The organism is Flavobacterium chungangense LMG 26729, assembly GCF_000735715.2.
Classification (GTDB): domain Bacteria; phylum Bacteroidota; class Bacteroidia; order Flavobacteriales; family Flavobacteriaceae; genus Flavobacterium; species Flavobacterium chungangense.
This window is the reverse complement of sequence record NZ_JASY01000001.1, coordinates 532217-558757: the sequence shown is the minus strand read 5'-3', so window position 1 is coordinate 558757 and position 26541 is coordinate 532217. Positions and strand designations below refer to the sequence as shown.

At 34.0% G+C, this 26541-nt stretch carries 14 protein-coding genes; 1 reads left to right on the top strand and 13 read right to left on the bottom strand.

The genetic code is table 11. The features are described 5' to 3' along the window. Nucleotides 1-22: 22 nt before the first annotated feature. Both JE46_RS02145 and JE46_RS02140 read right to left on the bottom strand, forming a co-directional pair. Nucleotides 23-2293, bottom strand: coding sequence for an ATP-binding protein (locus tag JE46_RS02145; protein WP_031453614.1), 2271 nt, complete (start codon nt 2291-2293; stop codon nt 23-25). After that, a complete protein-coding gene (locus JE46_RS02140) occupies nt 2293-2895 on the bottom strand; it encodes a biliverdin-producing heme oxygenase (RefSeq protein ID WP_051872795.1) in 603 nt (200 codons plus the stop codon). Before JE46_RS02140 ends, JE46_RS02145 begins: the two co-directional genes overlap by 1 nt. 375 nt (nt 2896-3270) lie before the next feature. Here JE46_RS02140 and JE46_RS02135 point away from each other — a divergent pair, with 375 nt between their 5' ends. Beyond that, on the top strand, nt 3271-4791 hold the full coding sequence (locus JE46_RS02135; RefSeq protein WP_051872794.1) for a PAS domain-containing sensor histidine kinase: 1521 nt from the start codon (nt 3271-3273) through the stop codon (nt 4789-4791). Between the two features lie 48 nt (nt 4792-4839). Here JE46_RS02135 and JE46_RS02130 read toward each other — a convergent pair whose 3' ends face one another. The 11 genes from JE46_RS02130 to JE46_RS02080 form a co-directional block, all read right to left on the bottom strand. Then, entirely contained in the window at nt 4840-6825 is a 1986-nt protein-coding gene (locus JE46_RS02130; protein WP_031453611.1) for an alpha-L-arabinofuranosidase C-terminal domain-containing protein, read from the bottom strand. Between the two features lie 183 nt (nt 6826-7008). Beyond that, nucleotides 7009-8448 (bottom strand): glycoside hydrolase family 28 protein, encoded by a 1440-nt coding sequence (locus JE46_RS02125; RefSeq protein ID WP_031453610.1) that lies wholly within the window; start codon nt 8446-8448, stop codon nt 7009-7011. A 96-nt stretch (nt 8449-8544) separates the two neighbouring features. Further along, complete coding sequence (locus JE46_RS02120) at nt 8545-10182, bottom strand: sodium/sugar symporter (RefSeq protein WP_031453609.1); 1638 nt, start codon at nt 10180-10182, stop codon at nt 8545-8547. 68 nt (nt 10183-10250) lie between these two features. After that, nucleotides 10251-11399: an acyltransferase family protein gene (locus JE46_RS02115; RefSeq protein WP_031453608.1), complete on the bottom strand. Its 1149-nt coding sequence runs from the start codon at nt 11397-11399 to the stop codon at nt 10251-10253. Between the two features lie 245 nt (nt 11400-11644). Next, entirely contained in the window at nt 11645-14785 is a 3141-nt protein-coding gene (locus JE46_RS02110; protein WP_031453607.1) for a glycoside hydrolase family 2 TIM barrel-domain containing protein, read from the bottom strand. Nucleotides 14786-14850: 65 nt separating this feature from the next. Then, the gene (locus JE46_RS02105; RefSeq protein WP_031453606.1) at nt 14851-15723 is read right to left on the bottom strand and encodes an inositol oxygenase family protein; all 873 of its coding nucleotides are present in this window, start codon (nt 15721-15723) and stop codon (nt 14851-14853) included. 228 nt (nt 15724-15951) lie between these two features. Continuing rightward, nucleotides 15952-19989, bottom strand: a complete 4038-nt coding sequence (locus tag JE46_RS02100; RefSeq protein ID WP_031453605.1) for a hybrid sensor histidine kinase/response regulator — start codon at nt 19987-19989, stop codon at nt 15952-15954. Between the two features lie 55 nt (nt 19990-20044). Continuing rightward, entirely contained in the window at nt 20045-21871 is a 1827-nt protein-coding gene (locus JE46_RS02095; protein ID WP_031453604.1) for a metallophosphoesterase family protein, read from the bottom strand. A 30-nt stretch (nt 21872-21901) separates the two neighbouring features. Then, a complete protein-coding gene (locus JE46_RS02090) occupies nt 21902-23989 on the bottom strand; it encodes an alpha-L-fucosidase (protein ID WP_236010769.1) in 2088 nt (695 codons plus the stop codon). Between the two features lie 26 nt (nt 23990-24015). Beyond that, on the bottom strand, nt 24016-25590 hold the full coding sequence (locus tag JE46_RS02085; protein WP_031453602.1) for a glycoside hydrolase family 28 protein: 1575 nt from the start codon (nt 25588-25590) through the stop codon (nt 24016-24018). Nucleotides 25591-25667: 77 nt separating this feature from the next. Further along, the gene (locus JE46_RS02080; RefSeq protein ID WP_031453601.1) at nt 25668-26519 is read right to left on the bottom strand and encodes a DUF4861 family protein; all 852 of its coding nucleotides are present in this window, start codon (nt 26517-26519) and stop codon (nt 25668-25670) included. Between the last annotated feature and the right edge of the window lie 22 nt (nt 26520-26541).

Below are 26541 nucleotides of genomic sequence, written 5' to 3'. Positions count from 1 at the left end.
TTTGTTTTCAATTACGAAATGATTACAAAAGAGTATCCAAAGGATCACACGGGAAATAAACTTTTACCTCAGTCCCATTTCCTGGTTTACCTGTAGCATGAATTGTACCTCCAACGGTTTGCATAATTTTTTTACATAATGCAAGGCCAACACCTGAGCCTTTATATTCTTCCTGATTGTGCAATCTTCCAAAAACTTTAAAAATAGTTTCTGCATACTTTTGCTCAAAGCCAATTCCGTTATCCGAAAAACAAATCCAATGACAGTAAATCTTATTAGAATGGCGTACTAATTCAGGTTCCTGAGAGGCTGTTATTTTAATATGAGCAGTTCTTTCAGAAGACGCAAACTTCAAAGAATTTTGGATAATATTAGAAAATAATTGCTGTATTAAAAAGTATATCGCATGAACTTCCGGCAGATTCTCATATTCGATTACTGCATTGTTTTCAGAAATGGTTTCTTCCATTTCAACCAGTGTCATCTTTAGAATATTATTTAAATCGATTTTTTCTAAATTCTCCCTTGTATATTTTATTCGTGAAAACTTAAGAATGTCATCAAGCAAAATTCTCATTCTGCCTGCAGATTTAGATACTTTCTGTAAAGATGTAAAAATAGATTCACTTTGGTTAATATTCGGTTCAGACAGCATTTTGGAAGTAAATAACTGAATTTTACGCAAGGGCTCCTGAAGATCGTGAGTACTAATCCAGTTAAGGTTTTCAAGTTCTGAATTAGTTTCTTTTAATATTTCGCTAAGGTTTCGATACTTTTCTTCTTCTTCACTCAACGAAATCATCATAAGCTGGTTGTGCAGCGTATTCGCATATTGTACTGCTCCGTTTACTTCATATTGTTTCCAGGGAGTACTCTGGTTTTTTATGATCTGTTTCCAGATTTCAAAAGAATTCCTCGGATGAAGACCAGTGCTGTCTTTGATAATGGCTTTTTCAGGGTCTCCACCCCAGTTGATTTCGGATATTGTTTCAGGTCTATACCAGATTATGTAATCAGAGTTTCCAACGGAATGATAAATAATTCCGGCAAAACTGGAATATTTACCTATATCATCATAATGATCAATTAATTTATTAGTGACAAACAGTTTGTCAGAGGTTTTATTTTTAATTTTAGCTATTAAATTTTCAATTTGTTCTTCGGCAGGAACCAGACCGTTTTTGTATATTTTACCTTTGCTAATAATCGATACACCGGCTGCATTACAAATATTTAATAACTCAGGCGCCTCTACTATAGTTTGAACTGATTCCTGCAAAAGAGGAAACTGCATCCCTGATAATTGTTCCAGAGCTAAAGCTGTTTGTTGGGCGTTTACATTTTCATCATTTGACTGGCGTATATCAATCTGTGAAGTAATAAATTGCCCCTGAAGCTTAGCAGCCAGTCTGATTTCAGGAGAAATATTTTTACTTGAATAATGATGGCATGCGATTAACCCCCATAATCTGTCATTATGGATAAGCGAAATGGTAAGCGTCGCGCCGACACCAATATTTTGCAAATATTCAACATGAATTGGAGATGTACTTCTTAATATCGAAAGACTTAAATCCAGATTTTTACCTTCTTTATCATCAACTGTAAAAATCGGAACTGGTACATAATCAACATCAACAATAAGTCTTAGCTGATTTTTTATATACAATTCCCTTGCCTGAGCCGGGATATCAGTGTGTGGGTAATGCAGTCCTAAAAATGGTTCTAAATCTTCTCTGCAGTTTTCAGCATAAACTTCACCATTATACTGTTCATCAAAGCGATAAATCATTACACGGTCATACCCTGTTATTTTGCGTGTTCCTTCAGCAACAAGGGCACACAAATCTTTGAGTGAAGTAGTATCATTCATCTGGGTTACAAACTGAATGGTCTGTGTGTAGACATCGGCCAGCTTTTCTTTACCTGCAAATTGGAATTCGGCTTCTAAAACATAAATATCAAAACTTTTGTGTATGCTGATTTGAAAAAATTTTCCAAGTAAATCAATTTCAAGGGGAAAAACATCCTTATTTTTGTCATTATTGATATATTCAAAAATTTGCTTTTCTGCTTTTGTTCCAAAAATATCACTAATTTTTTTTCCAAGTGCTTCCGTATGTGTAACACTAACATACCAGGAAATATTTGCGGTACAAAAATCTATTTTCCCTTCGGAAGTTAAACCAATCAGAAAACCATGTGGCTGGATTTTACCCGGTATATGAATAGGTTCATGTTCGCAGTTCGTTAATGTAACAAGATCACGATTAACAATGTCTTTAATTTTCATTATTTTTCTGTACTCCTAAAATGATTGTAAATACTATCAAAAGCATAGGTTGCTCCTTCTATGATTGCATTTCCACAATTATGATTCTCTTCATATTCTGACAAATAGCCGAGGAAGTTTTTCCAAAAATTACTTGTTGTATCTCCATAACCCTGAAAATAGACAGTTCCCTGACCATTGTCAAGACCCGGAATTTTTGAAATATTTTTTAATATAAATCTTCCGCCCAGACTAGAACCCTCTATAACATATAAAATTCCAAGAGCAAAAGGTATCGTGATTTCCTGAGTATCAAAAACAGAATTTGAATCCCTTTTATTAAATTTTAGAAAGTTTAAATCATCCTCGATAAGATGACTTTTTTTTCTTTCATGTAAATCAGTTATAATCTCTGATAATAATGGAAAGATAACATTTTCAGTGTTTTTATGTACATCATACATCAGACTCAGATAATGAATGTAATCTGATATTTTCATGTGAGGAGACAAGATCGAGGCTGATATTGGCAGGCTTTCTAATTTTCTGTGGGAATCTGAAGTTTTATTTTTTAAATCACTAAGAAAGGCTGAAGGTACTAAAGAAGTCAAATTTCCACTCATTAATTAACAGTATTATTTTATTTGGAGAGTTAAATTATTACTTCTCCTGACAAATGTAAAAAAAATGTTTTACTTCCGACAGAATAGAACGTTTGTAAACACTTCAAATTATGTTAATTAACAATACTCTTTAGCAAGCAATTTTGTTTAACTCATAAACTACTTTGTTAGACAAAAATAGTAACAATTTAATCAAAAAAAAATCTTAATTTATATTTTAATAATGCTATAATAATTTTGATGTTTAAGAATCGTTTAAGTATTTTTAGTAAAATTTAAACTTTTTAAGTGTAATAATTATGAAACACTTTACTTACTTAATATAACAAAATTGAATTTTTAAAGATTAGCTTCGTATAAAATTAACATATCGTCATGTATTCAAACATCAGAATCTTAAAGGATATAATTGATAATACACCTTTGCCTATAGCGGTTTATACAGGTAGCAAATTAAAAATTGAATTAGCTAATACCGCTATGATAAAAACATGGGGTAAGGGTGATAATGTAATAGGAAACCATTATCTCGACGTTCTTCCTGAGATCAAAAAAGAAGATTTCTTTGATCAGGCAACTACTGTACTTTCTACCGGAATTGCCTTTCATGGTGAAAACAAAAAAGTAGATTTGCTCATTAACGGTACTATGCGATCCCATTATTTCAATTACAGCTTCATCCCATTGTTTGATACGGATGGAAAAGTGTATGGTGTGATGAATACCGGTGTTGATGTTACTGATTTATACCTTGCCAAACAACAAATCCAAAGTATCGAAGAAAGACTGCGAATTGCCGTTGAATCATCCGGAATAGGAACTTATGAGATTGATTTACTAACTAAGGAGATTAAAACATGTGATAATTTCAATACTATCATGTGCAGCGAAAACACACCCAACATAGATGAATTACTATCAAAACTTCATCCGGATGATTTGTTTGCCCGTGAAAAAGCGATTAAAGAATCCAAGAATACAGGTTTAATAATGTATGAAACCCGAATAATAAATGAAACTTGCTCAAAATGGATTAAGGTTAGCGGAAAAATAATTTGCGATGAAAATGATTTGCCAATAAAGATTATAGGAAGTATCCTTGATATTCATGAACATAAACAGTTTCAGGAAGAATTAAAGAAACAGGTTGAACAAAACACTGTAGAATTACGTCGGTCTAATGATGATTTACTTCACTTTGCTAACGTGGTAAGCCATGATCTCAGAGAGCCTGTGCGCAAAATTAAGATTTTTAATGGGCTGATTAAAAATGACAAAGGAGCAAATTTTAGTGAAAGTATTATTAAATATCAAAACAAAATAGATCAGTCTGCAGAGAGAATGCAAAATATAATTGAAGGGATTCTCACCTATTCAACTATGGATAAAAACAAGCAGCCGTTTGAAAAGATCTACCTTAATGAGGTTATAGAAAACATAAAAACAGATCTGGAACTGATTATAAATGAAAAAGACGCTATCTTAATCATTGGTGAATTACCTGTAATAGAAGGAGCACCAATCTTAATCAATCAGCTTTTTTACAATCTTATCCACAATGCATTAAAATTCTCAAAATCAGAAGAGCCCCCTAAAATAATAATATCAGGAGAGGTAATAAATATTGATGAAACTGACTCAGTTCAAATTAGCATAAAAGACAACGGAATAGGGCTTGACACGGCTTACGCTGAGAAAATATTTAATGCTTTTGAAAGACTGCACTCTAAGGATCAGTACGAAGGAAACGGTCTTGGATTGTCCCTTTGCAGAAAAATAGTTAAAAGACACCATGGCACAATTACAGCCACAGGTGAAATAAATAATGGAAGCGAGTTTACCGTAACTCTACCCCTGAGACAAAAAAAAGATATTATGCAAAATACAGAGATTTAACTGATTTAAAACCAGATAAATCTCTGTATTTTAATCTTACATAATCATTTACTTAATTTTAAACTTCAAAACAATAACCGAATAAGATGGCAGGTTTATTTCTGCTTTTTCTCCTTTCAAGTTATACACATTTTCTTTCGGGCTTATTTTTTTAGGTTCGGCAAAAGTATTTTCATCTTGTAAATTTGGACTTGTAAGCGTAATTACTGATCCTTTTGCTGCTAATTTGCTTCCTTTTAAATCAATTGTAATATCTTGTGATTTTACCGCTGTATTAACCAGTTTTATAATGATTTCTTTAGTATTTATATCTTTCACGGCAGATACATAAAGATCATTTTGTCCGGTTAACGGTTTTCCTTCTTTGGTAATGTTTAATAAATCAGTTCCTTTATTGGTTGAAAATAATTTTTGAACATAATAATTAGCCGAACCATAAGCTTCCAGATTATTGAACCAAATCATGTCCGGTGTCCACTGCCATGCATCTTCATGAGCCATTAACGGAGCATACGAAGTCATATTGACAACTTCTGCATTTCTTTCTAATCCGGTCATGAAAGCTGCTTCAGAAAAAGCACATTCCCAATTGTTTCTGTTATTTGGATTTGCTCCCGAAACACTTTGCGCAGCATATTCACCGGCAAATATTTTTGGTCCTTTTCTGTCGTAATTATCATAACGGGAAGCATTTTCCCTAAACCATTGTGGACTTTTGTAATAATGTTCGTCTATCAATTCTGCGTTCAGTTTTTTAAGTTCTGCCATTGCAAAGTCAAAATGCTCACCATCAGGCGAAGGGCCGCTTCCTGAAACGATAATAATGTTTGGATATTTGGTTTTTATTGCTTTTTCAAAAACTTTATATCTTTCAATATAATCCGGTCCCCATTGTTCGTTTCCAACACCAATGTATTTTAGGTTAAACGGTTTTGGGTGTCCCATATCAGAGCGTAATTTTCCCCAAGGGGTATCTTCTGCCCCATTGGCAAACTGAATTAAATCCAAAGCGTCCTGAATGTAAGGATCTAATTCTTCTATTGGAGCCAATTCACCTGTGTTGTACTGACAAGCCATTCCACAGCTTAAAATAGGTAATGGTGTTGCACCAATATCTTCTGAAAGCTGAAAATATTCATAAAATCCTAATCCAAAACTTTGAAAATAATCCGGAGTCTGTTTATGGTTGAATTCTACATTCCAGCGGTTCATCATCGTTCTTCTATTCTCAATATCGCCCACCGATTTTTTCCACTGATAGCGATCTGCCAAAGTTCTTCCTTCTACAATACAGCCGCCCGGAAAACGCAAAAATCCTGGTTTCATATCATACAAAAGCTGTACAAGATCTTTTCTTAAACCATTTTTTCGGCTTTTCCAGGTATCTTCCGGAAACAATGAAATCATATCCAGATCAATCGTTCCTGTTCCTTCAAATGTTATTTTTAATTTGGCTTTAGCTTCAGTCTGAGTAGCTGTAAATTGTGTTGAATAACTTTTCCATTCATTTGAAACAGGAACAATACTCGTTTCACCAATTACCTTTTTATCCTTATCAATAAGCTGAATAATTATTTTTTTGATAGCACCGTTATGATTGGCCGCCTTTAAAGAAAGATTGTATTTTGCATCTTTTTTTACACCCATTCCTCTAAAACCTTCATTTATGATAGCATATCCTTTGTCATCATTTATAAGAACACGGCAGAAATTTGGATTGGTTTCGTTTTCTGCTACCTTTATAGGAGTTGCAACACCCGAATTCATATTCAAAGATGACCTTTTTGTATTAGGCTGCTCCCATCCCATCAAAGGTTTTTCAAATTCAAAAGATCGGTTTTTAATCATTTCGGCATACAAACCGCCGTCTGCAGCGAAATTGATATCTTCAAAAAACAAACCAAACATGGTGGGCTGAATCTTCGTAATGGTTTCAGTGACGTCAACTTCTAAATTTGTTTTTTGTGCATTTCCATAAAAGCTGGTGAATAATAAACCACCAATGATGATTTTTGAAAGTATGTTGTTCTTCATTTTGTGTAATGGTTGATAATTTAGTTTTGCTAATTTATTTAAAGTTTTAGAATATTTTAGGCTTAACCAGTTTTAATAAAACAAATATTCAAATTTGAATGACAAACTAAGCGTGAAAAAACTTATGCAATTTTACTAATCCAACTATTCGAACATTTGCATTTTTAATCTGTCGCGTACACATTATTTTTTCACAGCCTCATATTTCTCCGGAAAAGCCGCTTCTCCATCTAAATTATTCACTTTCAAAATAGCTACATTTTTGCTTTCAACAGCATATTTAAAATAATCCGGTTTGTTTTTACCCCAGGTTACTGAACAATTCTGAACTTTTATACTTTCTGCTGTATCAAAATAAAATCCTGATGTACTCCCTTTTACAAAACCATCCAATTTTGATGGGCGACGATCATAAACTCCTCCCGGAAAATTAGATGTTTTATCAATAGAAACATTCACATCTTCAAAAACGATATTTTTTATTTTGTCTTTAGTTTCACCGCTAACATAAACTCCGTTCTCTCCAAAACACTGGATATTGGTAAAATAAATATTACTGATTGCTCCCACTTTTCCTTCGGTTGCACCTTTTGGAAAACGCCAGTTGGCATCTTTGTGGTTTCCGCTTGCACGACTGTAAGCTGTTACATAAATAGGTTCTGCTTTGCCCCACCAGGTATCAGTCGTTAGCTGACCTTCGATAATCATATTCGAAAAAATAACGTCGCTCACAGTTCCTTCATCACGATTTTGAATTCCTACGCCACGATTACTTTTTTTAATGATGCAATTATTGAAAACTACCTGTCTGATGGCATCCATATTTTCTGAACCAATCTTAATAGCACAACTACTGCTGGTCATTGTGCAATTGGTAACCGTTATGTTTTCACAGGCACCAAATTCTTCAAATTCTCTTCTGTTTTTTAAGCAAATACAATCATCGCCGCTTTCGATATAACAATCACTGATGCGGACATTTTTTGAATGATCCAGATCAATTCCGTCACTATTACGAACTTTTAAGCTGTTTAGTAATGTGATACCGCTAATGACTACGTCGTTACAGCCCACGAGATGAATGGTCCAATAAGCTGAATTTCCAATATGAACGTCTTTTATTCTTATATTTTTTCCTCCTATAATTGTGAATACATGAGGACGCGGGTCTAAAATATTGAAAGGTTTCAAAATGTAGGCATCTTCCTCTTCGGCTCCCATAAATGAGATTCCGTTTCCATCAATTTTACCGCTTCCGCTAATGCTAAAGTTCTCTACGTTCTTTCCGCCAATCCAGATTGTACCTTCGCCTTTGTTTTCACGAAAAGCACTTTCAGTATATAATTTTTCATCAGGACTTGCCAAAATTTTTGCTCCTCCTTCAATATGCAGATCTACATTTGATTTTACATTAAAAGGTCCTGCCAAAAATGTAAACGGAGCCGGAATCAATACCTGCCCGCCTGTTTTACTGCAGGCATCAATGGCTTTCTGAATTGCAGCTGCATCATTAGTTTTCCCATCCCCTTTTGCTCCAAATTTTTTGATATCATATACCTTTTGCGCTTCAGCAGTCAGTGAAATACAAAAAATGAGCATTGCAGTTATAGCTTTTTTTATCATTTGCTTTTTATTTTATTAAAACTTCAAATCATATTACTTAAAAATATGAAAATCAGATTTATAATTATTTTATATAAACTTTAATCAGTTTTTATATTACCAGAAAACGGTATATAATGCGACTAATACTCCACTAATAATAAAGGAGCCAATAATGAATTCTGATGAAACTTTGAACATTGATTTATCTACTTCAATTTTATGAGCCTCAAGCTGGTTTTCAGATTGAGGGTTTAAAAGACTGATAGCAACCATTAAAAAGACTATTATAAAAAAAGAGATTGTCATTCGGTCTAAAAATGGATAATCAGGAAAAGCACCGTTTGTCCACATTGGAAGGAATTTTAATACTGCGGCAATTGGAACTGTAAGCAATGCACCTGCAAGTCCTGCTGTAGGCGTTGTTTTTTTCCAAAACATTCCTAATAAAAAGATAGCTAAAACTCCCGGAGAAAAGAAACCAACATATTCTTGTATAAACTGATATGCCTGATCTAACGATTTTAAGGCCGGAGCAACAAGAGCTGCAATAAACATAGCCACTACAACACACCATCTTCCGGTAAGTACCAGTTTTCTTTCTGTAGCATTTCTATTAAAATATTTTTTATAAATGTCTAAAGAAAAAATCGTTGAAATACTATTTGCTTTACCTGCTAATGAAGCTACAATTGCTGCTGTTAAGGCTGCAAGAGCTACTCCTTTTAAACCTGCCGGTAATAGATTCATCAATGTTGGGTAAGCGTGATCCGGTTTTAAAACACCTGCAGCATCAACCATTTCTTGTTGAAACATTCCGTTTTGATGCATTACATACATGGCTATACCTGGTAAAACCGCAATAATTGGAACTAATAGTTTTAAGAAAGCAGCAAATAAAATTCCTTTTCGTGCAGTTTTTAAATCGGCTCCCAAAGCTCTCTGAACAATGTATTGGTTACAGCCCCAATATGCCAGATTATTGATAAGCATTCCTCCTACCAATACTGAAATTCCCGGTAATTCAGCATAATGCGGATTTGATTTTTCTAATATCATATGCAAATGGCCCGGTGCTTCATCAGCTATAACAGAAAGTCCTTTTAAAATGTCTTTTCCAAAACCAAACTGTTCTGATAATAATGTTAAAGATAAATAAGTGGTAACCAAACCTCCCAAAATCAGCACTATGACCTGAAACATATCAGTATAGCCAATTACTTTCATTCCGCCTAAAGTTACGATCACCGAGAATAAACTCAATCCGATCACGCAAAATTGAAAGCTGATGGGAGCGATTGAGGAAATAGCCAAAGCACCTAAGTAAATAATTGAAGTCAGATTTACAAAAACGTAGATCAGCAACCATATGATAGCCATTATGGTACTTACGGTTCCGTTGTATCTTTTTGCCAAAAACTGTGGCATGGTAAATATTTTATTTTTAAGATAAACGGGTAAAATAAACATGGCCACTACAATAAGTGTTGCAGCCGACATCCATTCGTAAGAAGCAATCGCCAGTCCGATGGCAAAACCGGAACCACTCATTCCTATAAAATGTTCTGCCGAAATATTTGAAGCAATTAAGGATGCTCCAATCGCCCACCATGTAAGTGAGCCTTCAGCCAGAAAATAATCATTTGAACTGGTTGTTGCATTTTTCTTACTTCGGTAAATGTACATCCCATAGGAGGCGACAATCACAAAATAAATAAGAAAAACAATGTAATCTGCACTTTGTAAAGTATTCATAATGAAGTTTGTTTTTGGTTGATAGTTGTTAGTTGGTGGTTGTTAGTTATTAGTAGTATAAACTTGGTTTAAATTTTTAAAAACCATTTTTTCTTATATAAAAAGTAAAGCAAAAGGAGCTGTACAAACGTTACCGATATGGTTATAAATACAGGTTGCCAAATAATTGGTGCGAATTTGATAAGTCCTCCAAATACAAAATCTGCAGTATGTTTAAAATTTACCAGACCTTCGGCTGCCATGTAAATCAAAATCGAATTTGAGCCAATCAATAATAAAGGAAATGCCCATTTATGAAAGCCTAGTACATCGATAATCACGTAAAAAAAAGTAAAAAACAGAATACTGAATCCGCCAACAAAACAAACAAAAGAACTGGTCCATAAATGTTTGTTGATTGGAAAATCATAATTCCAAAGAAGTCCCAGGCCTATTAAAACAATAGCCGCAACGACTAGTATCCCTATTGTTTTATTTACTGAAATAATGTTTGCTTGTGTCTTTAAAAAAGTCCCCAGAAACATTCCTAGCAAAGCTGTGGAAACGGCTGGTATGGTTGAAAATATGCCTTCCGGATCATATACTGTGCTGTGCAGTCTTCCCGGAAGAAAAAGACGGTCAATGTATCCTTCCAGTGACCCTTCTGCAGTTAAATCACCTGCTCCAAATCCGGGAACAGGTATTAGTTTCATGGCTAAATAATAACCAATTAAAATTCCTGCAAACCAGATGAGTTGCTTTTTTAAATCAAAATTCAAATAAATCAGTCCGGCAAAAAACCAGGCAATCCCAATACGGCCTAATACGCTTGCAAAGCGGGTTTGGTCATACCCGTCAAAACGCAATAATCCGTTGACTACGAATCCAAGAAATACCAGAATGCAAGTCCTTTTTAACATGGACCAGTATATTTTTTTCTTTTCATTTGACGGAAGTTCACTTGGTGCGATTACTCCTGCCTGTTTTATTTTTTTATCGAAAGAATACGGCATCGAAACCCCGGCAACGAATAAAAATACAGGAAAGATCATATCATAAAACGTAATGCCATCCCAGTCTGTATGATGTAATTGTGAAGACATCCAGACAAAAATTGGGATTGGTGCCGCTTTGGCCAGAGCGTGAATGATATGTTCACCGCTCATAATCCAAAACATAACAAATCCCCTTAGAACGTCTAAAGAAACTAATCTGTCATTTGTAATAATTTTGCTCATAGGGGATATATTTTAAAGCATATTTTACCTGTTGATTCCTCCACAGAGTATCAACTTACTGTTTTGTTTTATTCGTATTTATTGATTTACAACGCTATTTTCCAAAATTTTGGCAGTCACTATTTTTGATGATTTGAAATTTTACAACCGTCACGTTCAACAGAATGAACGTGATCGGGTGTAAAAACTGAAATATTTAAAAATTGAATTGGGGGCAGATTTTGGTAACCTTTTTAATTCTGATTTTATTCTATTGGCTTTATAACAAATCCGTAACTATATTCATTTTGTGTAAGCTGATATTGTTGATGCGGCGGTAATCCCCAGCTGTTGTCTCCTCCTAATCCTCGTTGGGTTAAGTCAACGCAAACTACCACTTCATTTTTTGGAGTAATATCACTGGAGTGAATATTCTTTTTGGAAATTCCTCCGTCAAAATCACTCGGATAATTATTCAGTATACTGATTCCTAATGGCTGCAGCCCTTTTATTTCCAGTCCTTTTCCTTTATTATTTAAAAGTGAAAACCAGCGAACATCTGTTTTATATCCATTTTCCTGCGGGCGTGTGTAAGGCACGTATTGATCCGCCACTTTACTTTGATAAATTCCTTTGAAAGCCGCTGTGTTTCTGTCGGGATAATTTTCTAAAGGGCCTCTTCCGTAGTAATCCAGATTTTCAAAATTGTTTTTTAAGACGAAAAGCATTCCAAAACGAGGCATTTCAGGTAAAGGATTACTGCCTTTTTTAAATGAAGACAGAACTTCTAAAGCGCCATCATTATTTAGCGAATATTTGATGGTATAGTCTGAAAAAACATCGTTAAGCTTTAATTTTGCTGTCACATATTTTTTCCCGTTTTCCTCCACAACCTGAATATTTTCTAAAGTGGTATTTTTTCCGGCTGTTCTCCAGACATTAGATCTGATCTGCATTTTATTACCAATATCATTATCTGTTGGTGCTCTCCAAAAATTAGGTTCCGGATATTGTTTAAAGTATTCCTCACCCTTCAAACTATAATTCGAAATCAACCCTGTTGTCTTACTGATTTTAACAATAACATCAGCTGAACTCAAAACAAATTCGTTTTTTTCATCCTTAATTTTTGAAGAATTCATCGATTCTGCTTTTGCAAAATAGGTATCGCTTTCAATCACAAATTGTTCTCTTGCCACTTCAAAATGCTCAGGTAGTAATTCAGAACCCGTTTTGGTGTATGCAAAAACATTCAATAAATATTCAACTCCTTCTTTTGACTGTAATTTTGACAAATCAATTTTGAATTGTTTTTTTGATTTTGGGTTAAGGGTAACATGAAGAGCACCTTCTTTAATACTTTTTCCGTTTTCTAAAATTTGATATTTAAAGTCGTATTTATTCAAATTAGTGAATCCAAAATCGTTTATGATTTCAATAACTCCATTTTTGATATCAATACCTTGAAATAAAATATCCTGATATACTTTTTTAACTTCAAATGCTCCGGGATGTGGTGTTCTGTCTGCATAAACCAATCCGTTATGACAAAAATTTTCATCATTCGTGTAATTTTGGCCACCCATATCACCTCCGTATGCCCAATATTCGCGCCCTATTTCATCTTTCATTTTAAATCCCTGATCCACCCAGTCCCATATAAAACCACCCTGCATATTTCTGCTTCCGCGAATGATATCCCAGTATTCCTGAAAATTCCCGCTGCTATTGCCCATAGCATGCGAATATTCACACATAATATACGGACGTGTAACTTCTTTACGTGCTGCATATTCCTTCATGTATTCAATAGTTGGATACATCGGGCAGACGATATCGGTATTTTCGTTTTCTTTCGCCTGTTCAAACTGAACCAAACGCGTATTGTCTCTCTTTTTTATCCATTTGTAGGCTTCATGAAAAACAGGTCCGTTGGCACTTTCATTACCTAATGACCAAAGAATTACCGATGGCGCATTTTTATCTCTTTCCACAAGACTATAAATTCTATCAAGATGTGCTTCTCTCCATTCCGGAAGATAGCCCGGATTAGTTTTTGGATTCATCCAAATTAGAGGCTGTCCTTCTACTCCCATTCCGTGGCTTTCAATATTGGCTTCATCCACCAGAAACAAACCATATTTATTACAAAGTTTAACCCATAAGATGTTATTTGGATAATGACTGCAGCGAACCGAATTGATGTTCAACTGTTTCATCATCTTGATATCTTTCATCATGGTAGCTTGATCCTGATAATGACCTGTTTCCGGATTATGTTCGTGAATATTAACTCCATGAACCATTAATCGTACACCGTTTACCAATAATTGGCCTCCCTTTAATTCTACTTTTCTAAAGCCAATTTGGGTAGAAGTCGTTTCGATAATATTGTCTTTTTCATTTTTTAGCGTCAGGACTAAAGTATACAAATTAGGAGCCTCACTACTCCATAATTTTGGACCGGAAACATTTTGAGAAAAATTAATAACCTGCGTTTTATTTGCCTCAAAATTTACAGGCAATTCTTTAACAAAAACAGTTGCGCCTAAAGCATCAACCAGTTTAGCGGTTAGCTTTTGATTGTTTACAGCAGAAGAAGTAAGGTTTTTTAGACTTACTTCAACATTTAAACTTCCATTTTTGTAATTGGTATCTAAATTAGGTTTTGCAAAAAAATCAGCAATTCGAATATCATGGGTACTGTACAAATACACGTTCCTGTCTATGCCAGAAAGTCTCCACATATCCTGATCTTCCAGATATGAACCATCACTCCATCTGTATACTTCTACAGCAAGATCATTTTTACCAGGTTTGAGGTATTTCGAAATATCAAATTCGGCCGGGCTTTTGGTATTTTCCGTGTAACCTACTTTTTCTCCGTTTACCCAAATGTACATGGCTGATGTTCCTGCTTCAAAATGAAGATAAACATGCCTTCCCTTCCAGTTATCAGGTAGTACAAAACCTCTTTTATAGGAACCTACCGGATTATCCCAATGATTGATAAAAGGCGGATTTTTTTCAAAAGGATAGGTAATATTGGTATAGATTGGTACACCGTAACCATTTAATTCCCAGTTAGAAGGCACCTGAAGCTCGTTCCAGTGCAGCGTGCTAAAATCTGTTTTATAAAAATCTTTTGGCCTTTGATCGGGTGTTGGGGACCAGGAAAATTTCCATTTACCATTTAGGGAAAAATACCATGGTGAGTTTTCATATTGATCGCTTACAGCAGATGCTTCGTCTGCATAAGGGAGAAAAGACGCTCGTGCCGGTTCTCTGTTAATTTGAAATACTTCCGGATTCTCCCAGTCATTTCTGTCTTTTTCCTGACCTACAGCACCTGAAACAAAAATTACTAACAGACCAAATAAAAATATTTTCGTTTTGATTTTTTGCATTTATTCTATTTTAAATCTTCCCAAAGAGAAAGAATTACAAAATTTTAAGAAATAGTAAATTCCGTTTAGAAATTCAGTTTTTCCGGCAAATATTTAGCTACCAATTCTTTATAGTATGGCAATAATGCTTTAACATCTGGTTTAACAGGCGCTTTTGTATATAAATCGTACGGGTTGAATTTCCTTACCCAGTCGAACATTTCGATGTCTTTCTCATTCATCAGATGTGCATAGGCATTCTCTTTATGCTGCGAATAAAATGAATGGTAGCGAATCATATATAAAGCCGGATCCGGTAAATAATCTTTCATGATCTGGTACAAATATTCATCGTGTCCCCAGCTCATTTTTACATTATCAAGACCGCAATTTTCTGTGTAAACTCCAAATTTAGTATTGAATCTTTCATCAGTATAATCCGGATTTTCTTTGAAAAATTCAGGATAAACAATCTTATCTGAATACGCACAGCCAACCGGAAAAGTGTCTCCCACAACTGCCCACTGCGGTTCTCCAAACAAACATAAAATCTTGCCCAGATCATGTATAAAACCGGTAAGTACAAACCAGTCCGGATGACCATCTGCTCTGATCGCTTCTGAAGTCTGTAAAAGGTGTTGTGTCTGGTCTAAGTCAATATCCGGGTCGCTGTCATCAACAAGCGTGTTCAAAAAATCTACTGCTTCCCAAATTGACATTTGTTTTTTATTGAACTGTAAAAATTCCTGTTCTTTGCTACACACAAAATCATATGTCTGATAGGTGTGGTTTATTCTGTAAAACTCTCTAACGGTTTCGACTCTTTCTGAATCCACATAATTTCTAAATTCTTCTTTTTCTTTTACGGGTTCAGACGGATCCGGATATCGGATTAACAAATCATCTTCCCACTCATCTAAATTATGCAATGGATTATCAGTGTCTATATGCTTTTTCATAAAGATTTAAATTAAAAGTTATAAGACAAAAATAGAATTACATATACAGATCAAAATGGATTAATACATCAAAAACATGGATAGAATTTAATTTTGTATGAATTTTACATTAATAAATTGTAAAAAATAAATTCTAATACTGAAAATCCCAAATTCCAATCTCAGTGAGCTATTGGAATTTGGGATTTACTTTTTTGAATTCAAAATTTAAAAAATTGGTATTTATTTTTAGTTAATGAGTTTGCTTGGAGGAAAACCAAACTGCTTTTTGAAACATCTGCTAAAATATAACGGATCATTAAAGCCAACCATATTGGTTACTTCAGAAACATTATATTTTTTTGTTTTCAGCAATTCAGCCGATTTTTTCAAACGGATGGTTCTAATAAATTCATTAGGCGCCAAATCGGTTAATTCTTTAATTTTTCTGTACAGTTTAGAAGAACTTACTCCTAATTTATCACATAAAAATTCTGTTGACAAGTCCAGTTCACTTAGATTACTATTAATTAAACTGGTGATCTTTTCCATAAATTCCTCATCAATTGGCGAATGCGTCAGCAGGCTGACTTTGCTTTCTACTTCACCGGAAAATTTCACCTTAAGTTCTAATCTTGACTTAATAATATTTTCAATAACCGTTTTTAATAATAGTGGTTCAAATGGCTTTACCAAATAACCATCAGCCCCCATATCATATCCTTTTACCTTATCTACATTTTCTGCAAGTGCCGTTAACAACACGACTGGTATATGGCTGATAAATTCATCACTTTTCAGTTCTCTGCAAAATTCTAAACCGTCCATAACAGGCATCATTACATCAGCCACACACAAAATTGGTTTAATTTGTCGACAGATTTTAAGCCCTTCTTCCCCATTTTCGGCATCATAAACTTTATAATAATCAGATAAATAATCGACCAGATATTTTCTAAGTTCAATATTATCATCAATTACCAATATCTTTTGCTTCAATTCTGTATTCTGAATTGTTTTCTTAACCGATTTCTCAGGAATCAGCATGCTTAAATTGTCATTTTTTAATGCATATTCAAATACTTCCTTACTTTCATAAGAAATACGGTCTATAGGAATTTCAACCCTGAATGTACTTCCTTTTCCGAGTGCACTTTCTACTGTTATAGTTCCTTTATGAATGGCTACTAATGATTTAACCAACGACAAACCAATACCCGATCCGGTATTATGAGCTTTACTATTGGTAGCCTGATAAAATCGTTTAAAGATTTTTTCCTGGCTTTTTAAAGGAATACCAATTCCGTCATCAATAACTTCAAGAATTAAAATTTCCTCGTTACTGCTTTTTAGTCTGATAAATAAATCTACATTTCCATATTTATTGGTAAACTTCAATGCATTAGATAAGAGGTTGTATAGAATTTTATCATACTTATCATTATCTACCCAACCTGTAATATCTTCGTTTTCAGCAATAAAATTTAATTTAATTTTCTTATTGTACGCCATTTCTTTAAAAGAATCAAAGATATTTTTAGAATAGGTCAGAATATCTGTTTTTGAAACTTTAAGTTTTAATTCACCAGACTGCGCTTTTCTAAAATCAAGTACCTGATTTACGAGATTCAACAATCTGCTGGCATTTTGATAAATAAGATTGTACCTGCTTTTTTCATAATCTGTCGCATTACTGCTTTCATCCAATAATTGCTTGGCAGGACCTAAAATAAGCGTTAACGGTGTTCTTAACTCATGCGAAATGTTAGTGAAAAATCGAAGCTTTTCATTATTCAGTTTTACATCATGCTCTCTGTTTACTTTTTCGGTAAGTAACTCCTGTTTTAACCGGATACGATTTTTAATTTCTCTTCTGATAAAATAAAAAATAGAAATCAGCAACAAAAAGAGCAATAAAAAGGATATAGGCGTTAACCAAAAAGGCGGAAGAATTTTTATTTGATACGAAACAACTTTACTCCAGTGACCATCACTATTACTGGATTTTATTTTAAATACATATTTGCCAGGAAAAAGGTTTGTATACTGAACTGTTCTTGAATTGCTGTTTGCAGTAATCCAATGCTTGTCAAAGCCTTCCAGCATATACTGAAACTTATTCAGTTTTTCGTTTGCAAATGACGGAGTCGAAAATTGTAATGAAAAATTACGGTTTTTATAATTGAGTTCAACCTTTTTACCATAATTCAATTCTTTTGAAAGCGGAATATCTCCGTTAATTTCCATTTCCGGAAAGATTTCTTCATTCTGAATTTTAAATTCGGTAATAACAGGTTCTGGCGACCAGTTATTTCTCTTCATTGTTTGTGGAGAAAAAGAAATAACACCGTTTTTACCTCCCAGAAAAATTGTAGAATTATTAAAATTAAAAAAACCGCTTGAGCTAAAAACATCCAGTCTGTTTCCACTGTTTACATGGTAAATATTAATCTCTTTTAAATCGGATTTTACCCAGGCAATGCTATTATTATTGATATTTAGCCATAAATTTCCGTTTGCATCTGATAACATATCTGTAATCCATGTACCGGAGATTTCTTTAAAATTTTTTATTGTTGCAAAAGTGTTTTTTTTAGAATTGTACAAACATAATCCAAAACGTGTTGATGCCCATATTTTACCTTTTTTGTCAATCATAATATCACTCACATTGTCCTCATTGGGTAATCCGTTTTCTTTTTTAGAAAGGGATTTGTAAGTTTCTATTTTACCTGACAATGGATTGTATTTTACAACACCTGTTTCTGTTGCAAACCAAACATTATTTTGAGCATCTTTTTCTATGGCATTTATTTGAAAACCCGGCAATAATTTGCCTTTTGAAGCCTGTACTTCTAAAGTTTGTGTATTTAATATAACAGCTCCTTCTCCAAACGAACCTACCATTAAGGATTGATTTCCTATTTTATTGAAAGCAAAAATTGGCGATGTATCAAAACCAAGATTGATTTCTTTTGATGAATTGGTACTGTAGTTATACACCATCATTCTGCCATCCCAAAGACCGCAATAAAAAATTTTGCCGTCTTCAGAATAAATACTGGATATATCGATTGATTTATTGTACAAAGGCGTAAACCCTTTTCCGTTTGAAATAAAAAGTCCGTTATGACTGGTAACCACAATTACTTTTCCGTCGTATGTTTTAGAAAACCCTCTTATACGAGGTGCCTGATTGCCAATGTAGCGGGAAATATCTTTATTAAGTGTGAATTGGTTTTCGTATGGATCAAACTTGTCGAGACCGTCTTCTGTCCCAATCCATAAAACTCCTGCACGATCAAAATATAAAGCAGAAATTAAATTATCAACGATAGATGTATCATCTGACAAGACTGAATAATACCATTTGTAAATACCCTTTTGGATATCTTCTAATTGGTTGCAAACCAGCAAACCTCCTAAAGTTCCTACCCAGTATTTCCCATCCGGAGCCTTAGCAACTGATAAAAAATAAGGGCCTAAATTACCTCTGATTTCTTTGTTTTCAATATATAAATTTACAAATTCATTCTTTTTTTTATCTAATTTGTAAAGTCCTTTTCGGGTTCCCACAAAAATATCGGCTTTAGCATCTTCATAAATAAAATTGATGTAAGGGTTTTTTTCAGTCGAATAAGGTACAGAAAGCGTATAATTATTCATTTTTACGATTGTTCCTTTGCTGTCTAAGGTTATTTTGGCAACAGATCCTTTGTCATAACTTCCTACCCAGATATTTCCTTTTTTATCTTCGAAAATTTCTTTTACATAATCAAAACCTTTTATTGGAATCTTTTCAAACCTGTTTTCATTCAAAAAAAACATATAAAGCCCCTGATTTTTAGTGCCTACCCAAACTCTTTTGAATTTATCTACATATACCGATCGTATTTCGCCTTCGGGCAAACTGTTTGGGTCATTTTTTTTAGGCAGAAAAGTCACAAAAACATGCGTGTCCATTTTAAAAAGCGTCAACCCTTTTCGCGTTCCTATCCATAAATGGTTTGATGCTTCATCTAATTCTAATGCTGTAATATCATCATTGTACAATTTATTATTACCCGGTGATGAACTCATGTAGGTTTTGAATTGATAACCGTCAAAACGATTCAATCCAAAAAAAGTTCCAAACCACAAAAAACCTTTTTTATCCTGCACAATATGCCTAACCGAATTATGAGACAATCCGTTGTTGTCATTATAATGCGTAAATTTTATATTCTGCGAATGCGAATAGTAAAAAATAAATAAGGTAACTAATAGTAAAAAAGTATTTTTTTTCATAAAAATGAATTATAAAATGCAGATGTGGTTTTGGTTAAAATAAAGTTAACAAATTTTAAGGATTTATGCGCTCAATCTGATTTGTTTTTAAGTTAATCTTAAAATGATTTGAAGGTTTACCATTCATTGTTTTCAGAAATATTTTTGCCCATAAAACCAATTTTTCATTACCGGATTTTTCTAATTGTCTGCAAACCATTTTGTACTGTTTTAATCTGCCGGAGCCAATTTCCGGAATGGCTAATTCATCAGCATTTTTCAATCGGTAGAAATCGAAAATCATATCAAAACCTGTCCAGGATTCGAAATCTTTTAGAACCAGTGAATTTGTTTTAATTTGTGTGTCAACTTCTGCATTATTTTTATTTATATACAATAAATCTGCTCCTGAAAGTTTTAAAAGTGATGTAGAAAACTCAACAGGAAAATCTTCAGGCAAAAAACGAAGCCTCACCAATTCCTTTAAATGCCATTTTATAAAGTCTTCATAATCTTTTGTATTAAGAATTTCTTTGTTCCAAATAGTGTTGCTTTTTATATTTTGTAAATGAGCGTATTCCTCATTATAAAAAGGAAACAAACTATTAAACTTTGCAACTTTGCCAATCACCACAGTTTGTACTTCAAGAATAGCATCCTTATGAATGGTAAGTATTTTATAAGCTGGCATATAAGCCGCCAGAGAAGGTGTCTGGATATTAAATAATGTATTGTTTTTTGAAGTAGTTCGCACTCCGGTATCGTTGATGTGCATGTGTCCGCCAAAATGAACCTGAATTCCGGCATCGGCAAATATTTGGGCTACTTCTTCATTTGGAACTCTTGATAATTGCATTTTGTTCGATCCAAAAAGTAATTTTAATTCTGGCGATGCATCATCGTTAAAATCAATCATCGGATAATGACTAAAGGCAATTAAGGTTTTCCCTTTTTGTTTTGCTTCCACAGCAACCTTTTTTACCCAGTTTATCAAATGTTGTTTATAAATAAGCACATTATTATAACCAATACTGGCACCGGAAAAATCATGCGGATCATTTGGCAGACCTGATAGCTTTTCATTCGGAACATAAGCGTTGGCGTCTATAGCCAGTAGCCAGACTCCTTTTACAGGTTCTACGAGATAACTCGCATCAGGAAGATATAAATTGGTATTTTTTACCAGATAAGTTCTTTTTTCAAGATCAGATTCGGCTAAAGCTTTTTCGTAGCTATAATTTTCATAATTATAATCTGAAAATGGAGTTTCCCAATACAAATAGTTTTTTTGCGGAAAGAATCCAAAGGTCTGCATTTCATTCAGGGTTTCCTTGTATCCCCAGTTTTTAATATCAGCAGTAATGATGGGTTCTAACTGATTTTCATGTTTAGGCAGATTGTTTTTAGAACTGCTGATAATTTGTTCTTTTCCTTCTTTCCCTAAAAAATCGGTTTTAATGGCTTCCTGAGTAAAAGGTTTTACTGCATCGTGATTTCCGGTGGTTACAAAAAATGACATACCGTATTTTTTCGAGTACTCATCTAATATTTTCCTCAATCCGCGTATATGAACCGGCTGCCCATCATCACTAAAATCGCCCGGAAGAACAACTTGTCTGATTCCTCTTTTTGCAATATCATTTAAGGCTTCCTGAAAGGCAAAATAATTTTCGTTGAATATTCGGGTGGAATGCAATTGGGCATTCATAGTCCTGATATTGGCATATTCACCGGTCACCGGATTTTGGATTCCCTGGTAATTATTGTCTTCAAATTTTGCAAAAATATCCTGTAAATGAGCATCGGCAATAAAAGCGATCTGAACATCTTTTGTACTTACCTGGTTAGATTTACAGGAGTATAAAGAAAACAATAGCAGTATTAAACACCATACTCTTAACATATAGTTTAATTTTTAATTTTGGTTAGTAAATTAGTTGGTAATAACATCAACTTCTGCATATCCAACAATATCATCGTCCTGAGTATTCTTTAACGCCTGAAGTTTTATATAGCGAGCATTTACCTGTTTAAACATTTTATTTTGCCACAAGGGATTATTGTTTATATTCGAAAATTCCCCTTCATCTAACAATTCCCATTTGATATTATCCTGTGAAACATAGAATTTATAATTGGTGATAATACCTTTAGATCTTAATTCCTGATGTGGCAGATATCTAAAACCGATTAATTTTTCGGCTTTCCCTAAATCAATTACCAAATCAACAGGCATTTTGGTTTTATCCTGGAACCAAAATGAATTCGGATTTCCATCTAAGATTTTATAGGCCCCTTCATCATTAACATTCATGATTTTCCAGCTTTTTCTGGCAATATCAAACTTTTCTTCAATTACAGGACTGCCTTTTTCTGTAACTGGATTATAGGCTATGGCTTTAACTATTGCCTTCTTACCATTGGTTTTGATCTGTCCTGTATATTTATTTGATTTTGGAGTAGGATTACTTCCGTTCAGGGTATAATAAACCTCTGATTCTGAATCGGCAGGAATAATACTTATATTTCCAGATTTTTCACGAATTATTGTTGGTGGAATTAATATTTGTGGTGCATTATAAATTTCAATAGTAGAGATAATCGGATTGCTTTTTGAATCATTGATAGTAAAGCGAAGCTTTGTAGTCTCTACCGTTGGAAAACAAAGTATACGTTTGTAACCAATAGTTGTTTCCTTTGCCAGTTCTTTCCATTCTCCTTTGACATACGCCTCTACAGTAAAAGATTTAACCCGCTGTCCCAACCGAATGTATTCCTGAACTAAAAAACGATTAAAAGTTGTTGGTTTGTCAAAAGTTATGGTTAATGATGCCGAATTAACTTTTTCATCAGTTGTCCAAAAAGTTTCTTTATTATTATCTATAACATTCGCTGCTTCAAATTTTGTATTGTTCTCTTTGAAATTTGAAGCTTCAACTTTTACTTTTTTAGCAAGATTGACAGCAAAAGCTTCCTTTTGTGCCTGAGCAAATTCTAAAGCTGCTTTTTCATCATTTTTATGAATCAGACCGTCTGGCATAACTGGAAAATTAAGCAGTAAAGTGCCATTGCGTCCGACAGAGTTATAATAAATTTCCATAAGTTGTGGAACCGTTTTTACTTTACTGTCCTCTCTTACATGATAAAACCATTCTGGTCGAATGGAAGTATTGACTTCTCCAGGACCCCAGGAATCTCCATCTTCTAAACCATAACGAAGCATGTTTTCTGTAACAGTCCCTGTAGCATTGAGTAAACTCCAATTGGTTTTGCCTACGTAGCCTGCTTCTGTTCCTACCCAACGAAGATCTGCCCTGTCACCATTGTCATTCCAAATCACAATGTGTGGCTGTAATTTACGAACAAGGGCGTAAGTGTTTTTCCAATCATAATAGGTCTTACGATCAATTTTACGTGTTTCATTAGCTCCGCCATAATATCCGTCGCCACCATTTGCACCATCAAACCACACTTCAAAAATTTCTCCGTAATTAGTCAGAAGCTCGGTTAACTGATTTCGGAAATAAGTAATATATTCCGGCTTTCCATAATCGGGATGATTTCTGTCCCATGGCGAAAGATAGACTCCTAATTTCAATCCGTATTCTTTACAGGCATCAGCCATTTCACGCATAATATCTCCCTTACCATTTTTCCACGGGGAATTTTTTACAGAATAGTCTGTATATTTTGATGGCCACAAACAAAAGCCGCTATGGTGTTTTGCAGTAAGTATAACCCCTGTCATTCCAGCTTCCTTACAAATTCGAACCCATTGTCTGCAATCTAAATTGGTTGGATTAAATATCTTTGGATCCTCATCTCCTTTTCCCCAAGACATGTCCGTATATGTATTTACAGACAAATGAATAAAGCCGTAATATTCCATTTCCTGCCATTTCATTTGATTTTGACTGGGAGCAGGACCATATGCCTCAGGAGCTTTTACCTGACTATAAGCCGAAACAATCCAACTCAAAAAAGTCAGTAATCGAAAAAAGTTAGTTCTGTAATTCATCATATTCTTTTTTATTCGTTTAAAAATACTTAGTTCTTAATTTCTATTGTTTGTTCTAATAACTGATTTTCTAAGTATGATGAAATGACATTTTTGAAAACAATCTGTTTATGTTTTGCTTCAGGAAGATTTATTTCCTGCATCTTTACATTTTGGACATCATCAAATACAAACGCCGGTCTGAAATCAGAATCATCTAATGTAAGTTTGATATTTTTCATACTTATTCCGTTAGTATGCCTTACATACAATCCATAAGCAGGCAGTTCACCAAACATAGAAAATTCAGGGTAATCCTGAGCAGCTTCAGGAATCTGATTCAAACGGTTTAGCGGAATATAGGCCATTCCTTTTGAGGATCTTCCGGGATACTTGATTTCGATGTTTTCCAAAACCACATTTTCAATATTATGCCCTTTCAAACCCACAATTGATGATGGAAAAGGATTGTGAAAGAAATCAACTTCAGGGCCTCTCAGGTCATAATTAATGTCCGGACGATCAAAAGGTATTTGTACTTTTATGTTTTTTATACTAACATTCTTTATAGTTCCGGGTTTATCGCCGGTTCGATTTCCTAAACATATAAAAATAGCATTGCCTGTATTAATGGCATTTATGTTTGAAACTTCAATGTTTTCTATAAAAGCGCCATCAACAGATTCTATTGCAATGGCAGAACGAAACGTATCATAAACCTTAATATCTCTAATGGTAACGTTTTTGAATCCCCCAAAAGAAGCAGTACCAAATTTTATAGCACTGGCGCTGGATCTAATGGTACAATTGGCAATATAGACTGAATCATTATAAAATCCCGGATAATAGGATTTTAAACAAATTCCATCATCGGCAGCGTTAATATCGCAGTTGGTTACTTTTACATTTTTACAATCCGTGATATCGATTCCGTCATTGTTCCAGTACGAACGATTTACAATTTTGAGATTATCCAAAACAAGATTGTGACATAATTCAAATGATAGTCCCCAACAGGAAGCTTCACCTGCTTTGAGTCCTTCGATTACAATAGATTCACATTGTGAAAAACGAAATAGTTTTGGGCGCATGGTTTCGCTTGGTCTGTTTCTGCGAAGACTGTATTTTGGATCTACAGCAATACCGGCGTGATGAAGACTGTCAATATTCAAAGCCAATTGTAAACCCTGACCATCAATTGTTCCTTTTCCTTTAAGTGAAATGTTTTTAGCTTTATGGGCAATAATCAAAGCCATTTGGGAGTTGTCGTCTTTTTTAGGAGAATCAGGTCTTCCTTCAAAAGTCATATTGGGATAATCTTTTGGATTTGTACTTCCAAGCAATACCGATCCTTCTTCAAAATACAAGGTTACATTGCTTTTTAGAATAATACTTCCTGATAAAAAGGTCCCTTTGGGAAAAACTACACGGCCTCCTTTATTTTTAAAAGCGGCATCGATTGCTTTTTGGATTGCAATGGTATTAATCGTTTTTCCGTCTGCTTTTGAACCATAATTGGTAATCCGAAAATCCTTTTGAGATTTTTGTGCGTTCGACTCAAAACCAAATGCGAAAAGATGGATTATTAGGGAAATAAAAAACAGTTTTAGTTTAATTTTTGACATTTTTATTCTTTTAGTACTTAATACCGCCAAACAAAAAAAATTAAACTAAAACTGCCAGCAACAAATTATAAAAAATCTTACTGTTTAATGTAAGCTTCTAATTTATCTAAAGTGTTAAGTTCTGTCTCTCTTGCGCAAGAGGATATAATTTTTGTTTCTAAGTATTTTGCTGGTTTAGAAATTAACAAATATTGTGTTCCATCATCATTCGTTTTTACATAATCTTTAGGATTGTACATGATAGCAGCACCAACTTCAACAATTTCTGCAGCTACGTCTTCAGGATGTTTTCCCCATACGGCGATGTAATTAGTTCCTTTTTTAGTTTGAAAATCTTTAAAATAATTTACTCCGGTAACAAATTGTACTTTTTCTCCATTTAAGCTAAAAGCTTCCACTTTTGCCTCTCTTTTTCCTGAAAATACAGTTACACGAACTAAAATATCTACTTTTTTTCCTTTGTATGGCACTCCTCTTGAAATCATTTCCATCCATGAAGTCGTATCTGTTTTTCCAACACGAGCTAAACGGTTCGTAACAGGATTCAAAGGCACCACTTTTTCACCATCCCAAAGCTTTACACCGCCTAAACCACTGGTTGCTGCTACTTTATAATAATCAGCTCCCCATCCTTCTTTTTGCTGTTCCGGAGTTGGGTACCATTGTGCTTTTTTCAGCTCCAAACCTGCTTTTGCTTTATTGTACACATCAATAGCTACTTTATCGCTAAAATAGATTCTCAATGCCATCCATTCGTTTTCAATTGCCGGTCCGTGATGCCCGATTGTTTTGTACAAATCTCCTGATTCTGAACCTATATCTGTTAAATACGTTATTTTATCAGACTTCATATACAAACTGGTGTCTGTATTATTTTGTGCAAAACCAATACAGCAAAACAGCAAAGCAGCTAAAAATGATAATTTCATAATTTCAATTATTTATAAGATT